The 16492-nt window shown below is 75.5% G+C and carries 18 protein-coding genes; all 18 read left to right on the forward strand.

The window, feature by feature from the left end:
* The first annotated feature begins 166 nt into the window (after positions 1-166).
* The 18 genes from rpoZ to lgt all read left to right on the forward strand — a co-directional run bounded on the left by rpoZ (position 167) and on the right by lgt (position 16484).
* Positions 167-427, forward strand: a complete 261-nt coding sequence (gene rpoZ, locus AC1RNL_RS04780) for a DNA-directed RNA polymerase subunit omega (protein ID WP_128190043.1) — start codon at positions 167-169, stop codon at positions 425-427.
* The gene (gene coaBC, locus AC1RNL_RS04785) at positions 427-1659 is read left to right on the forward strand and encodes a bifunctional phosphopantothenoylcysteine decarboxylase/phosphopantothenate--cysteine ligase CoaBC (RefSeq protein ID WP_492934593.1); all 1233 of its coding nucleotides are present in this window, start codon (positions 427-429) and stop codon (positions 1657-1659) included. Before rpoZ ends, coaBC begins: the two co-directional genes overlap by 1 nt.
* A complete protein-coding gene (gene metK / locus AC1RNL_RS04790) occupies positions 1656-2843 on the forward strand; it encodes a methionine adenosyltransferase (RefSeq protein ID WP_364193990.1) in 1188 nt (395 codons plus the stop codon). The genes coaBC and metK overlap by 4 nt, the downstream gene beginning before the upstream one ends.
* A 5-nt stretch (positions 2844-2848) precedes the next feature.
* Positions 2849-4897, forward strand: a complete 2049-nt coding sequence (locus AC1RNL_RS04795; RefSeq protein ID WP_492934594.1) for a primosomal protein N' family DNA-binding protein — start codon at positions 2849-2851, stop codon at positions 4895-4897.
* 20 nt (positions 4898-4917) lie between these two features.
* A complete protein-coding gene (locus tag AC1RNL_RS04800) occupies positions 4918-5835 on the forward strand; it encodes a methionyl-tRNA formyltransferase (protein ID WP_364193984.1) in 918 nt (305 codons plus the stop codon).
* Positions 5832-7226, forward strand: a complete 1395-nt coding sequence (locus AC1RNL_RS04805; RefSeq protein WP_492934595.1) for an RsmB/NOP family class I SAM-dependent RNA methyltransferase — start codon at positions 5832-5834, stop codon at positions 7224-7226. Before AC1RNL_RS04800 ends, AC1RNL_RS04805 begins: the two co-directional genes overlap by 4 nt.
* A 10-nt stretch (positions 7227-7236) precedes the next feature.
* Complete coding sequence (gene rpe, locus AC1RNL_RS04810; protein WP_128189701.1) at positions 7237-7908, forward strand: ribulose-phosphate 3-epimerase; 672 nt, start codon at positions 7237-7239, stop codon at positions 7906-7908.
* The gene (locus AC1RNL_RS04815; RefSeq protein WP_128189702.1) at positions 7905-8168 is read left to right on the forward strand and encodes a phosphoribosyl-ATP diphosphatase; all 264 of its coding nucleotides are present in this window, start codon (positions 7905-7907) and stop codon (positions 8166-8168) included. The genes rpe and AC1RNL_RS04815 overlap by 4 nt, the downstream gene beginning before the upstream one ends.
* A gap of 48 nt (positions 8169-8216) precedes the next feature.
* Entirely contained in the window at positions 8217-9065 is an 849-nt protein-coding gene (hisG, locus tag AC1RNL_RS04820) for an ATP phosphoribosyltransferase (RefSeq protein ID WP_128189703.1), read from the forward strand.
* Between the two features lie 4 nt (positions 9066-9069).
* Positions 9070-9828: an imidazole glycerol phosphate synthase subunit HisF gene (gene hisF / locus AC1RNL_RS04825; RefSeq protein WP_128189704.1), complete on the forward strand. Its 759-nt coding sequence runs from the start codon at positions 9070-9072 to the stop codon at positions 9826-9828.
* A 23-nt stretch (positions 9829-9851) separates the two neighbouring features.
* On the forward strand, positions 9852-10184 hold the full coding sequence (hisI, locus tag AC1RNL_RS04830) for a phosphoribosyl-AMP cyclohydrolase (RefSeq protein WP_492934596.1): 333 nt from the start codon (positions 9852-9854) through the stop codon (positions 10182-10184).
* Positions 10181-11698, forward strand: a complete 1518-nt coding sequence (locus tag AC1RNL_RS04835; RefSeq protein ID WP_492934597.1) for an anthranilate synthase component I — start codon at positions 10181-10183, stop codon at positions 11696-11698. The genes hisI and AC1RNL_RS04835 overlap by 4 nt, the downstream gene beginning before the upstream one ends.
* Positions 11695-12270 carry a Trp biosynthesis-associated membrane protein gene (locus AC1RNL_RS04840; protein ID WP_400530338.1) on the forward strand — a complete coding sequence of 192 codons (576 nt, stop codon included), beginning with the start codon at positions 11695-11697 and terminating at the stop codon, positions 12268-12270. Before AC1RNL_RS04835 ends, AC1RNL_RS04840 begins: the two co-directional genes overlap by 4 nt.
* Positions 12271-12369: 99 nt before the next feature.
* Positions 12370-12588, forward strand: a complete 219-nt coding sequence (locus AC1RNL_RS04845) for a DUF6704 family protein (RefSeq protein ID WP_128189717.1) — start codon at positions 12370-12372, stop codon at positions 12586-12588.
* Positions 12543-13379 carry an indole-3-glycerol phosphate synthase TrpC gene (gene trpC / locus AC1RNL_RS04850; protein ID WP_492934598.1) on the forward strand — a complete coding sequence of 279 codons (837 nt, stop codon included), beginning with the start codon at positions 12543-12545 and terminating at the stop codon, positions 13377-13379. Before AC1RNL_RS04845 ends, trpC begins: the two co-directional genes overlap by 46 nt.
* Positions 13376-14602, forward strand: a complete 1227-nt coding sequence (gene trpB, locus AC1RNL_RS04855) for a tryptophan synthase subunit beta (protein WP_146356176.1) — start codon at positions 13376-13378, stop codon at positions 14600-14602. The genes trpC and trpB overlap by 4 nt, the downstream gene beginning before the upstream one ends.
* Positions 14599-15492 (forward strand): tryptophan synthase subunit alpha, encoded by an 894-nt coding sequence (gene trpA / locus AC1RNL_RS04860; RefSeq protein WP_492934599.1) that lies wholly within the window; start codon positions 14599-14601, stop codon positions 15490-15492. The genes trpB and trpA overlap by 4 nt, the downstream gene beginning before the upstream one ends.
* Positions 15489-16484 (forward strand): prolipoprotein diacylglyceryl transferase, encoded by a 996-nt coding sequence (gene lgt, locus AC1RNL_RS04865; RefSeq protein ID WP_364193959.1) that lies wholly within the window; start codon positions 15489-15491, stop codon positions 16482-16484. Before trpA ends, lgt begins: the two co-directional genes overlap by 4 nt.
* Positions 16485-16492: the final 8 nt, after the last annotated feature.

Consider the following 16492-nt stretch of genomic DNA (forward strand, 5'->3'; position numbering starts at 1 on the left):
GCCGATCCCGGGGCCCGGGACGGGCCCCGGCGCTGGCGTCGCGGCGACGGTCCGAAAGGACCGTCGCTCCCAGCTCCAGCGCGCGATAGGATGACCCATTGCGCCCTGTCGGCGCACGATCTTCCGCGGGCGGCGCCCGCATCACCACGAGTCGCAGGAGGCACCCATGCGCACCAAGGGCATCATCAACCCGCCGATCGACGAGCTGCTCGACAAGGTCGACTCGAAGTACCAGCTGGTCATCTTCGCGTCGAAGCGCGCGCGCCAGATCAACGACTACTACACCGACATCCACGAGGGCTCGATGTTCGACAACGTCGGCCCGCTCGTCGACGCGACGATCGAGGACAAGCCGCTCTCGGTCGCCCTGCACGAGATCCACCGGGACAAGCTCGTCCTGACCAAGGACGAGGTGGCCTCGGCCTGATGCGCGTCGTCGTCGGCGTCTCCGGCGGGATCGCCGCGTACAAGGCCGCGCTCGCCATCCGCGAGCTCGTGCAGGCGGGCCACGACGTGCACGTCGTGCCGACCGCGTCGGCGCTGCGCTTCATCGGGCGGCCGACGCTCGAGGCGCTCAGCCGCAACCCCGTCTCCGACGAGGTCTTCGACGACGTCGCCGCCGTGCGGCACGTCGCGCTCGGCCAGTCGGCCGACCTCATCATGGTGCTGCCGGCGACCGCCAACACGATCGCGAAGCTCGCGACCGGCCTCGCCGACGACCTGCTCGGCACCACCGTGCTCGCCTCCCGCGCACCGCTCGTGATCGCCCCGGCGATGCACACCGAGATGTGGGAGCACCCGGCGACGCAGGCCAACGTGCGCACGCTCGCCGGGCGCGGCGTGACGGTCGTCGGGCCCGTCGCGGGAGAGCTCACCGGCGGCGACCGCGGCCTCGGCCGCATGGCCGAGCCGGCCGACGTCGTCGCCGCGGCCCTCGAGGTCGCCCGAGCCGCGGCGGCCGAGCCGCGCCCGCTCGCGGGCCGCAGCGTCGTCATCTCGGCGGGCGGCACCCGCGAACCCATCGACCCCGTGCGCTTCCTCGGCAACCGCTCGAGCGGCGCGATGGGCGTCGCCCTCGCCGCGGCCGCGCACGCCGCCGGCGCCGACGTGGTGCTCGTCGGGGCCAACCTCGACGTCGCGCCGCCTGCGGGCGTCGAGGTCGTGGCCGTCGAGACGACCGCCCAGCTGCGCGACGCGATGCTCGCCCGTGCCGACGCCGACGTGGTCGTGATGGCCGCCGCTGTCGCCGACTATCGCGTCGACGGCGTCGCCGACGAGAAGCGGTCGAAGGAGTCGTGGGGCGACGCGCCCACGATCGTGCTGTCGCTCAACCCCGACATCCTCGCCGAGATCGCCCGTGCGCCCAGGGACGGGCTCGTCGTCGGCTTCGGCGCCGAGACCGAGCCCGACGACGAGGCGCTGCTGCGCCGCGGCCGCGAGAAGCTCGCCCGGAAGGGCGCCGACCTCCTCGTCGTCAACCGCGTCGGCCACGACGCGGGCTTCGGGGACGTCGACACGCGCATCCGCGTCCTCGACGCCTCCGGTGTCGTCGCCGACGCCTCAGGCAGCAAGGCGTCGGTGGCCCGCGCCATCATCGAGACGATCGCCGAGCGCCTCCACGCGCCGAGCGCCGCAGACACCGCACAGGAGCCCCAGTGAGCCTCAGGCTGTTCACGTCGGAGTCGGTGACCGAGGGTCACCCCGACAAGATCTCCGACCAGATCTCCGACGCCGTCCTCGACGCGATGCTCGCGCAGGACACCGAGGCGCGCGTCGCGGTCGAGACGCTCGTCACGACCGGCCTCGTGCACGTCGCCGGCGAGGTGCGCACGACCGGCTACGTCGACATCGCCTCCGTTGCGCGGCGCGTCATCGTCGACATCGGCTACGACTCGAGCGAGGTGTCGTTCGACGGCAACTCGTGCGGCGTCACCGTGTCCATCGGCGAGCAGTCGCCCGAGATCGCGACCGGCGTCGACACCGCGGTCGAGGCGCGCGACGGCTCGGTCGACCCGCTCGACCGCGACGGCGCGGGCGACCAGGGCATCATGTTCGGCTTCGCCACCGACGAGACGCCCTCGTTCATGCCCGCGACCGCGTGGGCCGCGCACCGGCTCGCCGAGCGCCTCGCCGCGGTGCGGCGCTCGGGCGAGATCGACTTCCTGCGGCCCGACGGCAAGACGCAGGTCACGATCGGCTACGACGGCTTCCGGCCGGTCAGCGTCGACACCGTGCTCGTCTCGACGCAGCACGCGCCCGGGGTCACGAACGACGACATCCGCGCCGCCGTGGTCGAGCACATCATCGACCCCGTCGTGGGCGAGCTCGGCCTCGACACGAGCGCGATGCGCGCGATCGTCAACCCCTCGGGCTCGTTCCTGACCGGCGGCCCGAAGGGCGACGCGGGGCTCACGGGCCGCAAGATCATCGTCGACACCTACGGCGGCGCCGCTCGCCACGGCGGCGGCGCGTTCAGCGGCAAGGACCCGTCGAAGGTCGACCGCTCGGCCGCCTACGCGCTGCGCTGGGTGGCGAAGAACGCCGTCGCCGCAGGCCTCGCGAAGCGGCTCGAGGTGCAGGCGGCCTACGCGATCGGCATGGCGCAGCCCGTCGGCCTCTACGTCGAGTCGTTCGGCACCGGCGTGCTCGACGACGCGGCGATCGGCGAGGCCATCCAGCAGGTGTTCGACCTGCGGCCGGGCGCGATCGTGCGCGACCTCGACCTGCGCAAGCCCAAGTACCGCCAGACGGCGGCCTACGGCCACTTCGGCCGCGACCTGCCGGACTTCACCTGGGAGCGGCTCGACCGCGTCGACGACCTGCGCGCCGCCGCAGGGCTCTGACTCCCGTGACGGCGCGGTACGCGCGGGTCGTCGTCGACTCGCGGCTGCCGCAGCTCGACCGGCTGTTCGAGTACCGCATCCCGCCCGCGCTCGAGGGCGTCGCGCCCGGCGTCCGCGTGCGCGTGCCGCTGCGCGGCGACCGCACGGCGGCCGGCTACGTCGTCGAGGTGGCGGATGCGCGTGCCTGGGAGGGCGAGGTCGCCGACGTCGAGGCGGTGGTGTCGCCCGTCCCGGTGCTGCGGCCCGAGGTCTGGGCGCTCGCGCGCGCCGTGGCCGACCGCGCCGCGGGCGGCGCCGCCGACGTGCTGCGCGTCGCGATCCCCGGCCGCCAGGCCAGGGTCGAGAAGGCGTGGCTCGCACGTGCGGCGGAGGGCGCCGCGGCCGAGGCCGCCGATCGCGCCGCGACCGAGGGCGCGGCCGAGCAGACCGCGTCGTCCGAGCCGCCCGAGTCGCCCGCACTGCCCGAGCCGACCGCATCGCTGGAGCCGGACGCACCGCTCGAGCCGGACGACGCATCCGCCCCGCTGCTGCCGGGCCTCGTCGAGGCGCGCCGCAAGGTGGCGCTCGAGTGCGCCGGGGGCGTCGCCGAGGTGCCGGTCGCCGGCGGCGGCACGGCGTGGGTGGGCCGCTGGGCGGTCGCGCTCGCCGCGCTCGCGAGGCAGGCCGTCGAGCGCGGCGAGCAGGCGATCCTCGTCGTGCCCGACCACCGCGAGCAGCGGCAGCTGCGGCTCGCGCTCGAGGCGGCGGTCGGCGAGGAGCGCGTCGTCGAGCTCGATGCGCGGCAGCGCAACCCCGAGCGCTACGCGGGCTTCCTGCGCTGCGTCGACGGGGGCGGCCTCGCGATCATCGGGCCGCGCTCGGCCGTCTACGCGCCGGCCGCCGACCTCGGCCTGCTCGTCGTCTGGGAGGACGGCGACCCGCTGCTCGCCGAGCCGCTCTCGCCGTGGGTGCACGCGCGCGACGCGGCCCTCGTGCGGCAGGGGCAGACGGGCTGCGCGCTCGTGATCGCCGGGCACGCGCGCTCGACCGACGCCGAGCGGCTCGTCGAGGTCGGGTTCCTCGAGCACGAGCGGGTCGGCGCGCACCGCGTGCGCGTGCTGCCGACCGCGCTCGCCGACGACGGCCGGCGGGTGCCCGCGGCGGCCTTCCACGCCGCGAGGGAGGCGCTCGCCTCGCGCCCCGTGCTCGTGCAGGTCGCCCGGCCCGGCCACGCGCCGGGCCTGCGCTGCGGCGACTGCGGCACCCGGGCGCGCTGCGCTGCGTGCGGCGGCCCGCTCGGCCAGCGCACGCGCGGCGGCCAGCCCGGCTGCCGGCTCTGCGGCCGCCTCGCGGCGGCCTGGCGATGCCCTTCCTGCCACGGCACCCGGCTCGTCGAGGTCGGCCGCGGCTCGACGCGCATCGCCGAGGAGCTCGGCCGCGCGATCCCCGGCGTGCCCGTCGTCGTCGCCGACGGCGAGCACGAGCGGCTCACGATCGACGCGCGGCCGCGCATCGTCGTCGCGACGCGCGGCGCGGAGCCGGTCGCCGACGGCGGCTACGGCGCCGTGCTGCTGCTCGACGGCGACTCGCTGCTCGCCCGCGAGGGACTCCGGGTCGCCGAGGAGGCGGTGCGCCAGTGGGCGACGGCGCGCGCGCTCGCCGCCGAGGGCGCGACGGTCGTGCTCGCCGGCGTCATCGGCCCGACCGTCGGCGCGCTGACCGGCGACACGACGGTGCCGTTCGCGAAGGCCGAGCTCGCCGAGCGCCGCAGCCTCCGGTTCCCGCCCGCCGTGCGCACCGCATCCGTCGTGGGCCACCCGGACGCCGTCGCCGAGGCGCTCGAGGCGCTGGCCGGCATCGAGCACGTCGACGTGCTCGGGCCCGTGCCGGCCGAGGGCGCGTCGGGCGACCGGCTCGAGCGCGCCATCGTGCGCTTCGCGTACGCCGACGGCGCGCGCGTCGCGGGCGTCGCGCGCGGGCGGGTGCTCGCCGCGGCCGCCCGGCCCAGGAAGCCCGGGGCGGCACCCCGGCTCCGCATCCGGTTGGATGATCCCGAGCCCTTCGACGGCCTCTGACCCCCACGCGAACGGAACCCATGCGCATCGTCTTCGCCGGCAGCCCCGCCGCCGCCGTCCCCAGCCTCGAGGCGCTCGCGCGCGCTCACGAGGTGGTCGCCGTCGTCACGCGCGCCGCCTCGCCGCAGGGCCGCAGGCGCGTGCTGACGCCGACGCCGGTCGCTGCACGTGCCGCCGAGCTCGGGCTGCCGGTGATCGAGGCCGACCGGCTCGACGCCGCGGCGACGACCGCGATCGAGGCGCTCGGTGCCGAGCTCGGCGTGATCGTGGCGTACGGCGGGCTCGTGCGCGAGCCGCTGCTGTCGGCGCCTGCGCACGGCTGGATCAACCTGCACTTCTCGCTGCTGCCCGACTACCGCGGCGCCGCGCCCGTGCAGCGCGCGCTCATCGACGGCCGCGGTGTCACGGGCGTGAGCGTCTTCCGGCTCGTCGAGGCGCTCGACGCGGGACCGGTGGTGCGGATGCGCGAGGCCGGGATCCCGGAGGGCGCGACCGCGGGCGCCCTGCTCGAGCAGCTCGCGGAGCTCGGCGCCCACGAGCTCGTCGAGGCCGTCGACGCGATCGAGGCCGGCACCGCCGTCTTCGAGGAGCAGACGGGGGCGCCGAGCTTCGCGCCGAAGCTCACGCTCGCCGACGGCGCGCTCGACCTCGCCGCCACCGCGCCCGCCGTGCTCGCGCGCTGGCGCGGCGTGACGCCCGAGCCCGGCGCGCACGCGGTCGTCGACGGCGAGCGCGTGAAGCTGCTCGCGCTCGCCCGCTCAGGCGCGGAGCCGGTGCCGCCTGGCCGCGCGGTGCTCGCGGGCCGCGCCGCGATCGTCGGCACCGGCAGCGCCCCGCTCGAGCTGCGCGAGGTGCAGCCTGCCGGGCGGCGGCCGATGCCGGGCGCCGACTGGCTGCGCGGCCGCGGCGGCAGCGCCGACTTCGAGGTGGCGTCGTGAGCCAGGAGCGGCAGCACGCGCCCGGCGCGCGCGAGGTGGCGCGCGACGTCGTGCTCGCGGTCGACCAGGACGACGCCTACGCCAACCTGCTGCTGCCCGCCCGCATCCGCGAGGCGCGGCTCACGCCCGCCGACGCGGCGTTCGCGACCGAGCTCGCCTACGGCACGCTCCGCTGGCAAGGGCAGCACGACGCGCTCATCGCCGACGCGGCGGGCCGGCCGATCGACCAGATCGACCCGACGACGCTCGCGACGCTCAGGATCGGGTCGCACCAGCTCAGCCGCATGCGCACCCCGGCGCACGCCGCCGTGCACGAGACGGTCGCGCTGCTCGGCCGCCACCGCGGCAGGGCCGGCTTCGCGAACGCGGTGCTGCGCCGGCTCGCGGAGGTGCCCGCCGAGGAGCGCCTCGCGCGGCTGACGGCAGGGCTCGCCGACGACGAGCGGCTCGCGCTCGAGACCGGCCACCCCGCCTGGGTGCTGCGGGCGCTCCGGCGCTCGCTCGACCGCGAGGGCGCCGCCGACGAGCTCGGCGCGCTGCTCGCCGCCGACAACGACCCGCCCGCCGTGCAGCTCGTCGCGCTGCCGGGGCTCGCCGATCCCGCCGACCTCGACCTGCCGGCGACCGCGAGCCCGATCGGCCGCGTCGCGCCTCCGGGGGACCCCGCGCGCCTGCCGCAGATCGCCGACGGCAGCTGGCGGGTGCAGGACTCCGGCTCGCAGCTCGCGGCGCTCGCGCTCAGCCGCGCCCGCCCCGTCGCGGCGGGGGAGCGGTGGCTCGACCTGTGCGCGGGCCCCGGCGGCAAGGCGGCGCTGCTCGCCGCCGAGGCGGCGGCGTCGGGCGCGCGGCTCGAGGCCAACGAGGTCGCGCCGCACCGCGCGCGGCTCGTGCGCGAGGCCGTGCGCACGATCGAGCCGCGGCCGCAGGTCGTCACGGGCGACGGCCGCCGGTACGGCCGCGGCGAGACCGAGGGCGCGTTCGACCGGATCCTGCTCGACGCGCCGTGCACGGGCCTCGGCGCGCTCCGCCGGCGGCCCGAGGCGCGCTGGCGCAAGCAGCCCTCCGACGTGCCCGGCCTCGCGGCGCTGCAGGGCGAGCTGCTCGAGGCGGCCGCGCGCGCCGTCGCGCCCGGCGGCCTCATCGCCTACGTCACCTGCTCGCCGCACCTCGCCGAGACGCGCGCGGTCGTCGACCGGGCCGGGGCGCTCGGGCTCGTGCCCGTCGACACCCGCGCCGTGGTGCGCGAGCTCTCACCGGGCATCGAGCTGGGCGAGACGGGCGACGCGGTGCAGCTGTGGCCGCACCGCAACGGCACCGACGCCATGTTCGTGCAGCTGCTGACGACCGCCCCCGACGCGGCCGTGGCCGAGGCGGCACCGGCCGGTCGATAGGCTGGAGCCCATGGTCAGGATCCACCCCAGCATCCTCTCGGCCGACTTCGTCAACCTCGAGCGCGACCTCGAGCGCATCGCGAGCGCCGACGGCGTGCACCTCGACGTCATGGACGCGCACTTCGTGCCCAACCTGACGTTCGGCCTGCCCATGGTGCAGCGCATCGCCGAGGTGACGAGCCTCCCCATCGACGTGCACCTCATGATCGACGACCCCGACACGTGGGCGCTGCAGTACGCGATCGACGGCGTCGACTCGGTCACCTTCCACGCCGAGGCCACGCGCGACGCGGTCGCGCTCGCGCGGGAGCTGCGGGCGCGCGGCGCGCGGGCGGCCATCGCGCTGAAGCCGGGCACCGCCGTCGACGACGTGCTCGAGCACCTGCGCGAGTTCGACATGGTGCTCGTCATGACGGTCGAGCCGGGCTTCGGCGGGCAGTCGTTCATGCCCGAGATGATGCCGAAGCTCCAGGAGCTCCGCGGTCGCGCCGACGAGCTCGGCATCGAGCTCGCGCTGCAGGTCGACGGCGGCATCACCGCCGACACCCTGCCGATCGCCGCGGCCGCCGGCGCCGACGTCTTCGTGGCCGGCTCCGCCGTCTACGGGCACGCCGACCCGGCCGAGCGCATCCACGCCCTCCGCCTGGCCGCGGCCCCGCAGCCCGGTAGCCTGGACCGGTGAAGACCTTCGACGAGCTGTACGCCGAGCTGGAGCAGACGCTCGCCGAGCGCCGCGAGGGCTCCGGCACCGTCGCCGCCGTCGACGCGGGCGTGCACACGATCGGCAAGAAGATCGTCGAGGAGGCCGCCGAGGTCTGGATGGCCGCCGAGCACGAGACCGACGAGGACGCCGCCATCGAGATCTCGCAGCTGCTGTACCACCTGCAGGTGCTCATGCTCGCGAAGGGCATCACGCTCCAGGACGTCTACCGACATCTCTGACGCGTCGCACCCCGTTCGCAGCAGCACACGTCAGTCGTGAAGGAACCCATGCTCAAGATCGCCGTGCCCAACAAGGGCTCGCTGGCCGAGACGGCCGCCTGGATGCTCGCGGAGGCCGGCTACCGCGGCCGCCGCGACGGCAAGGAGCTCATCGTCGTCGACGCGCGCAACGAGGTGGAGTTCTTCTACCTCCGGCCGCGCGACATCGCCACCTACGTCGGCTCGGGCGCGCTCGACGTCGGCATCACCGGTCGCGACCTGCTGCTCGACTCCGGCTCCGACGCCGTCGAGGTGCAGGGCCTCGGCTTCGCGCACTCCACGTTCCGGTTCGCGGGCCCCGCGGGCCGCTTCGGCTCGGCGGCCGACCTCGCCGGCGTGCGCATCGCCTCCTCGTACACCGGGCTCGTCGAGCAGCACCTCGCCGGGCACGGCGTGCGCGCCGAGCTCGTGCGCCTCGACGGCGCCGTCGAGTCGGCCGTGCGGCTCGGGGTGGCGGATGCCGTGGCCGACGTCGTCGAGACGGGCGCGACGCTGCGGGCCCAGGGCCTCGAGGTCTTCGGCGAGCCGATCCTCTCGAGCGAGGCCGTGCTCATCTCGAACGGCGCCGGCGGTGCCGAGAAGCCGGGCATGGCGACCCTCAAGCGGCGCCTCGACGGCGTCATCGTGGCGCGCGACTACGTGCTCGTCGACTACGACATCGAGCGCTCGCGCCTCGACGCGGCCATCGGCGTCGCCTCGGGCTTCGAGAGCGCGACCGTGAGCCCGCTGCACGACCCCGAGTGGGCGGCCGTGCGCGTCATGGTGCGCCGCGACGAGACGAACCACATCATGGACGCGCTCGCCGACGTCGGGGCGCGCGCGATCATCGTGACGCGCATCCACGCGGCTCGGATCTGACGCCGTGCTCGCGACCCGCGTCATCCCCTGCCTGGACGTCGCGCACGGCCGGGTGGTCAAGGGCGTGCAGTTCCAGGGCCTCACCGACCAGGGCGACCCGGTCGAGCTCGCCGCGCGCTACGCCGAGCAGGGCGCCGACGAGCTGACCTTCCTCGACGTGAAGGCGACCGTCGAGGACGCCGGCACGATGCTCGAGGTGGTCGAGCGCTGCGCCGAGCAGATCTTCATCCCCCTCACCGTCGGCGGCGGCGTGCGCAGCCGCGACGACGTCGCGCGCCTGCTCGCGCACGGCGCCGACAAGGTGGGCGTCAACTCCGCGGCGATCCGCGACCCGGGGCTCATCGACCGCATCGTTGCCGACTTCGGCTCGCAGGTGCTCGTGCTGTCGCTCGACGTGCGGCGCGCCGCCGACCAGCCCTCGGGCTTCGAGGTGACGACGCACGGCGGCTCTCGCGGCGCGGGGCTCGACGCGCTCGCCTGGGCGCGGGAGGGCGTGGAGCGGGGCGTCGGCGAGCTGCTCGTGAACTCGATCGACGCCGACGGCACGAAGCAGGGCTTCGACCTCGAGCTGCTGCGCGCGGTGCGCGCGGTGGCGACGACCCCGGTGATCGCCTCGGGCGGCGCGGGGGAGCCGGCGCACTTCGCGCCCGCGGTCGAGGCGGGTGCCGACGCGGTGCTCGCCGCGAGCATCTTCCACAGCGGCCAGTGCACGATCGGTGAGGTCAAGGACGCGATGCGCGCGGCGGGGGTGACGGTGCGATGACGGCGACGCCGACGGAGGATGGGATGCGCATCCCGCCGCTGAAGAAGGACGCCGACGGCCTCGTGGCCGCGGTCATCCAGGACGACGCCACCGGCGACGTGCTGATGGTCGGCTACATGGACGACGAGGCGCTGCGCCGCACGGCGACCGAGGGCCGCGTGACCTTCTGGTCGCGCTCGCGCCAGGAGTACTGGCGCAAGGGCGACACCTCCGGCAACATCCAGGTGCCGCGCTCGATCGCGCTCGACTGCGACGGCGACGCCCTGCTCATCCGGGTCGACCAGACGGGGCCCGCGTGCCACACCGGCGCCCGCTCGTGCTTCTTCACGCCGATCGAGCTGGGGGAGCGGCCGTGACCGGCTCCACCGACCGGGCCGGCTTCGAGGCGCTGCTCGAGGCGCACCGGGTCGTGCCGGTCGTGCGCGAGGTCTTCCTCGACGCCGAGACGCCCGTCGGCGTCTACCGCCGGCTCACCGCCGGTCGACCGGGCACGTTCCTGCTCGAGTCGGCGCAGCAGGGCGTGTGGAACCGCTACTCGTTCGTGGGCGTCGAGTCGTTCGGCACGCTCACGGCCGACGGCGACCGCGTCGAGTGGCGCTCCGACCGCGTCAGCCGCGAGCGCCTGCTCGGCGACGACGCGCCGCGCACCGGCCTCGAGACCGTCGAGCACGTGCTGCGCCGCTGGGCGACGCCGCGCATCGACGGCCTCCCGCGGCTCACGAGCGGCCTCATCGGCCACATCGGCTGGGAGGCGGTGCGCGAGCTCGAGCGCCTGCCGCAGCCGCCCGCGCGCGAGGTCGACGTGCCGGCGATCGCGATGTCGCTCGCCGCCTCGCTCGTGGTGCTCGACCACCGCACGGGCGCCGCGCACCTCGTCGCGAACGTGCTGAACGACGGGCACGAGGGCGCGGATGCGCTGTGGCGCGACGCGCAGGACCGGCTCGACGCGCTCGAGGCCGGCCTGCAGCGCGACGCGCCCGGCTCGGTCGCGGCGCTCGACCGCGGCGCCGCCCCCGACGCGCGGGCGCGCGTCGGGGCCGACGCGTTCCGCGCCATGGTCGAGACGTCGAAGCGGCACATCGTCGACGGCGACGTCTTCCAGGTGGTGCTCTCGGCGCGCTTCGACCTCGAGACCGACGCCGAGCCGCTCGAGGTGTACCGCGTGCTGCGCATGCTGAACCCCTCGCCGTACCTGTACCTGCTCTCGCTCGAGGACGCCGACGGCGGCGCCTACGCCGTCGTCGGGTCGAGCCCCGAGGCGCTCGTGACCGTGCACGACGGCAGCGCCACGATGCATCCGATCGCCGGCAGCCGTCCGCGCGGCGACGACGCGGTCGCCGACCGCGCGCTCGCCGACGAGCTGCTCGCCGACCCGAAGGAGCGCAGCGAGCACGTGATGCTCGTCGACCTCGCCCGCAACGACCTCGCGAAGGTCTGCGCGCCGGGCACCGTCGCGGTGACCGAGCTCATGGCGATCGAGCGCTTCAGCCACATCATGCACATCGTCTCGACCGTCGAGGGCCGGATGCGCGAGGACGCGACCGCGGTCGACGCCTTCCGCGCGACGTTCCCGGCCGGCACGCTCTCGGGCGCGCCGAAGCCGCGGGCGCTCGAGCTGATCGACGAGCTCGAGCCCGCGCAGCGCGGCGTCTACGGCGGCGTGGTCGGCTGGCTCGACCTCGCGGGCGACGCCGACCTCGCGATCGCGATCCGCACCGTCACGATGCGCGACGGCGTCGCGCACGTGCAGTCGGGCGCGGGGCTCGTCGCCGACAGCGACCCCGACGCCGAGCTGCAGGAGGTGCGGGCGAAGGCCGCGGCGCCCCTGCGCGCGGTGGCGGTCGCCTCCACCATGCGGCACCGGCCGTGAGCGAGGCGGCGGGCGCCCGGCGCGGGCCGAGCGGCCGCGTCGTCGCGGTGCTCGCGCTGCTCGTGGCCGGCGCGCTCGGCCTGCTCGGCGCCACGCAGCCGTGGGCGACCGTCGCGCTCGTCGACGGGCGGATGCTCGCGACCGCGGGGCAGGAGATCGCCGGCGGCCTGACGATCCTGTCGCTCGCGACCGTGGCGCTCGCGCTCGTGCTGCCGCTCGCGGGTCGCGTCTGGCGCCTGGTGCTCGGAGCGCTCGCGCTCGCGCTCGGCGTGCTGATGGCCGTGCACGCCGCGGGCGCAGTCGCCGGGGTCGGGCCCGCGCTCGAGGCGCTCGTCGCCGAGGCGACGGGCCTCGCCGGCACGGCGCAGCAGGCGGAGGTCGCCGAGCTCGCGACGACCGGCTGGTCGAGCGCCGCGACCGCGGGCGGCGCGCTCGCCGCGCTCGCCGGCGTCTGGGTGCTGCTCACCGCGCACCGGTGGCCCGCGCGGGCGCCCCGCACCGCCCGCTACGAGCGCACGGGCTCCGGGCTCGCGTGGGACGCCATGGACGACGGCGAGGACCCGACTCGGTAGACTCGAGGCAGGCGCGCGGCGCGCGCCGAGCAGATCGACCTGAGGAGCACCGTGAGCGCACGCACCGGCATCACCGACGACCACGCAGCCGAGCTGCACATCGCCGACTACGACCCCGCGTTCGTCGACCCCGGCCACGGCAACTCGCGCGCCGCGTGGATCAGCGTCATCGTCATGCTCGTCGCGATCACCCTCGGCACGCTGTTCTTCTTCCTCGACATGCCGATGCTCGTGTGGGCGAGCGCGGGCCTGCTCGTGATCGGCGCGGTGCTGTGGCCGATCCTGACGCGGGCCGGCCACGGGCCGACGGCCCACTGAGCGTGCTCGACGCGCTCACCGCGGGCGCGCTCGAGGACGCGGCGCGACGCCGCGAGAGCCTGCCGCTCGAGCGGCTGCAGGCGATCGCCGAGCGCACGCCCGCGCCCCTCGACGCCGCCCGGATCCTCGGCACGCCGAAGGCCGACTCGCCGGGTCCCCACATCATCGCCGAGGTGAAGCGGGCGAGCCCCTCGAAGGGCCCGCTCGCCGACATCCCCGAGCCCGCATCGCTCGCCGCGCGCTACGCCGCCGGCGGCGCGAGCGCCATCAGCGTGCTCACCGAGGAGCGCCGCTTCCTCGGCTCCCTCGACGACCTCCGCGCCGTGCGCGCCGCGGTCTCGGTGCCGGTGCTGCGCAAGGACTTCATCGCCGACGAGTACCAGCTGCTCGAGGCGCGCGCGTTCGGCGCCGACCTCGTGCTGCTCATCGCCGCGTCGCTCGAGCCCGCGCGGCTGCGGCAGCTGCACCGCGAGGCCGAGGGCCTCGGCCTGTCGGTGCTCGTCGAGGTGCACGACGAGCGCGAGATCGACGCGGCCCTCGGTGCTGAGGCGCGCATCCTCGGCGTCAACACCCGCGACCTCAAGACGTTCGCGATGCACCCCGAGCGCTTCGCGGAGCTGCGCGCTCGCATCCCCGCGGGCACCGTCGCGGTCGCCGAGTCGGGCGTGCGCACCGCTGCCGACGTCGCGCGCTACCGGCAGGACGGCGCCGACGCCGTGCTCGTCGGCGAGGCACTGGTCACCGACGGCGACCCCGAGTCGCGCGTCGCGGAGTTCGGGAGGGCAGCATGAGCGCATCGCAGCAGTCCCCGTCGCTGCGGGAGCAGCACGGGCCGTGGTTCGGCGCCTACGGCGGCGTCTTCATGCCGGAGCCGCTCATGGCGGCGATCGACGAGCTGGCCGAGTGCTACGCCGAGTGCAAGGCCGACCCCGCCTTCCAGGCCGAGTTCGCGCGCCTGTCGCGCGACTACACGGGCCGCCCGTCGCTCCTCACCGACGCGACGCGGCTGAGCGAGCAGGCCGGCGCCCGCATCCTCCTCAAGCGCGAGGACCTCAACCACACCGGCAGCCACAAGATCAACAACGTGCTCGGGCAGGCGCTCGTCGCGCAGCGGCTCGGCAAGACGCGCCTGATCGCCGAGACCGGCGCCGGCCAGCACGGCGTCGCGACCGCGACGGCGGCCGCGCTGTTCGGCATGGAGTGCGTCGTCTACATGGGCGAGGTCGACACGGAGCGCCAGGCGCTCAACGTCGCCCGCATGCGGCTGCTCGGCGCCGAGGTGGTGCCGGTGAAGAGCGGCTCCCGCACGCTGAAGGACGCGATCAACGAGGGCCTGCGCGACTGGGTCGCGAACGTCGACAGCACCCACTACCTCATGGGCACCGTCGCCGGCCCGCACCCGTTCCCCGAGATGGTGCGCGACTTCCACCGCGCCATCGGCGACGAGGCGCGCGAGCAGACGATCGCCCTCACCGGCGGGCTCCCGGATGCGGTGCTCGCGTGCGTGGGCGGCGGCTCGAACGCGATGGGCATCTTCCACGCCTTCCTCGACGACGCCGACGTGCGCCTCATCGGCCTCGAGGCGGCCGGCGACGGCGCCGAGACCGCCCGCCACGCGCTCTCGATCGAGCGCGGCGCGCCGGGGCTGCTGCACGGCATGCGCACGTACCTGCTGCAGGACGACGAGGGCCAGACGCTCGAGTCGCACTCGATCTCGGCCGGCCTCGACTACCCGGGCGTCGGCCCGGAGCACGCGTGGCTGCACGACCTCGGCCGCGCCGAGTACCAGCCGGTGAGCGACACCGAGGCGATGGATGCGTTCCTCGCGCTCACGCGCGCCGAGGGCATCATCCCCGCCATCGAGTCGGCGCACGCCATCGCGGGCGCGCTGCGGCTCGCGAAGGAGCAGCCGGGCTCGACGCTGCTGGTGTCGCTGTCGGGCCGCGGCGACAAGGACGTCGCGACCGCCGGGCGCTGGTTCCACCTGCTCGACGAAGGGGCGCAGCAGCTGTGAGCCGCACCGAGGACGCCATCCGCGCGAGCGGCAGCCGCGCGCTGATCGGCTACCTGCCGGTCGGCTTCCCCGACCTCGCCACGAGCATCGAGGCGGCCGTCGCGATCGCCGAGGCCGGCTGCACGGCGATCGAGCTGGGCGTGCCCTACTCCGACCCCGGCATGGACGGCCCGGTCATCCAGGCCGCGACCCAGTCGACCCTCGAGCGCGGCTTCCGCCTCGAGGAGCTCTTCGAGGCCGTCGCGGCGATCACCGCCCGCACGAGCGCGCCGGTGCTCGTGATGACCTACTGGAACCCGGTGCTGCGCTACGGCGTCGACCGCTTCGCCGAGCGGCTCGCCGCCGCGGGCGGCGCGGGCCTCATCACGCCCGACCTCACGCCCGAGAACGGCCGCGACTGGCTCGAGGCCGCCGAGCGGCACGACCTCGACCGAGTGTTCCTCGCGGCGCCGTCCTCCTCCGACGCGCGCATCGACGCGGCCGTCGCTGGCTCGCGCGGCTTCGTCTACACCGTCTCGACCATGGGCACGACCGGTGCGCGGAACGACGTCGACCTCGCCGCGCGGGCGCTCGCCGACCGCATCGCCGCCCGCGCCGCATCCGTCGGCACCGAGGCGCTGCGGTGCGTCGGCCTGGGCATCTCGACCGCCGAGCAGGTGCGCGACGTGCTCACCTACGCCGACGGCGCGATCGTCGGCTCGGCGCTCGTGCGGGCGCTCGGCGCCGGCGGCGTGCCCGCCGTCCGCGAGCTCGCCGCCTCCCTCGCCGCCGGTACACTCGACGACGGCCCGGCCGCCGCAGGCACTCAGGCCGCCGGCGCGCCGGCCCCCAGCACGCCGGCCCCCAGCACAGGGTCGACCCACAGCACAGAGAAGGGCGCTTCCGCGTGACACCTCTCCTCCAGAGCATCCCGAGCCCGCCGCCCGAGTGGCAGCAGGTGCCGATCGGGCAGTGGCTGCACAGCATCGGCCTGACGTTCGTGCCGGCCGGCTGGGGCATCCAGACCTACGCGCTGTGCATCCTCGCGGGCATCGTCGTCGCCGCGGTGCTCACCGGCTGGCGCCTGCGCCAGCGGGGCGTCGAGGCCGGGTACGTCATCGACATCGCCGTCTGGGCCGTGCTGCTCGGCATCGTCGCCGCGCGCGTCTTCCACGTCGTCTCGCACCCCGACGACTACTTCGGCCCCGGCCGCGACCCGCTGAGCGCCCTCTACATCTGGGAGGGCGGCATCGCGATCTTCGGCTCGCTCATCGGCGGCGCCATCGGCATCTGGATCGGCTGCCGCCAGACCGGCCTGCGGTTCACGACGTTCGTCGACGCGCTCGCGCCCGGGCTGCTGCTCGCGCAGGCCTTCGGCCGGCTCGGCAACTGGTTCAACCACGAGCTCTTCGGCCAGCCCACCGCGCTGCCGTGGGGCCTCGAGATCGAGGCGACCAACCCCGCGTTCCCCGTGGGTCTGCCCGAGGGCACGCTCTTCCACCCGACCTTCGCCTACGAGATCGTCTGGAACGTGCTCGGCGCGGCGCTGCTGCTGTGGATCGACCGCAGGCGCGACGTGCAGTGGGGCCGCCTCGTGGCGCTCTACCTCATCTGGTACGGCGTGGGCCGCTCGATGTTCGAGACGATCCGCGTCGACCCGTCCGAGCTCATCCTCGGCATCCGCACCAACGTGTGGATGGCGTTCCTCGCGATCGCGGTCGGACTCGTCGTCTGGATCGTGCAGACGCGACGCCACCCGGGCCTCGAGCCCTCGCCGTGGCAGCCAGGGCGCGAGCCGGGCACGCAGGAGGGCGTAGACTCGGATGTCTACACCGAGCTCCCCGAGTCCCGCACCCAGGACGAGGCCGAGCCCGCCGCAGATCCCGCGGTCGTCACCAGGTAGTCCTGCGC

The sequence above is a fragment of the Agrococcus sp. GW821-FHT14H11 genome, from assembly GCF_058803545.1.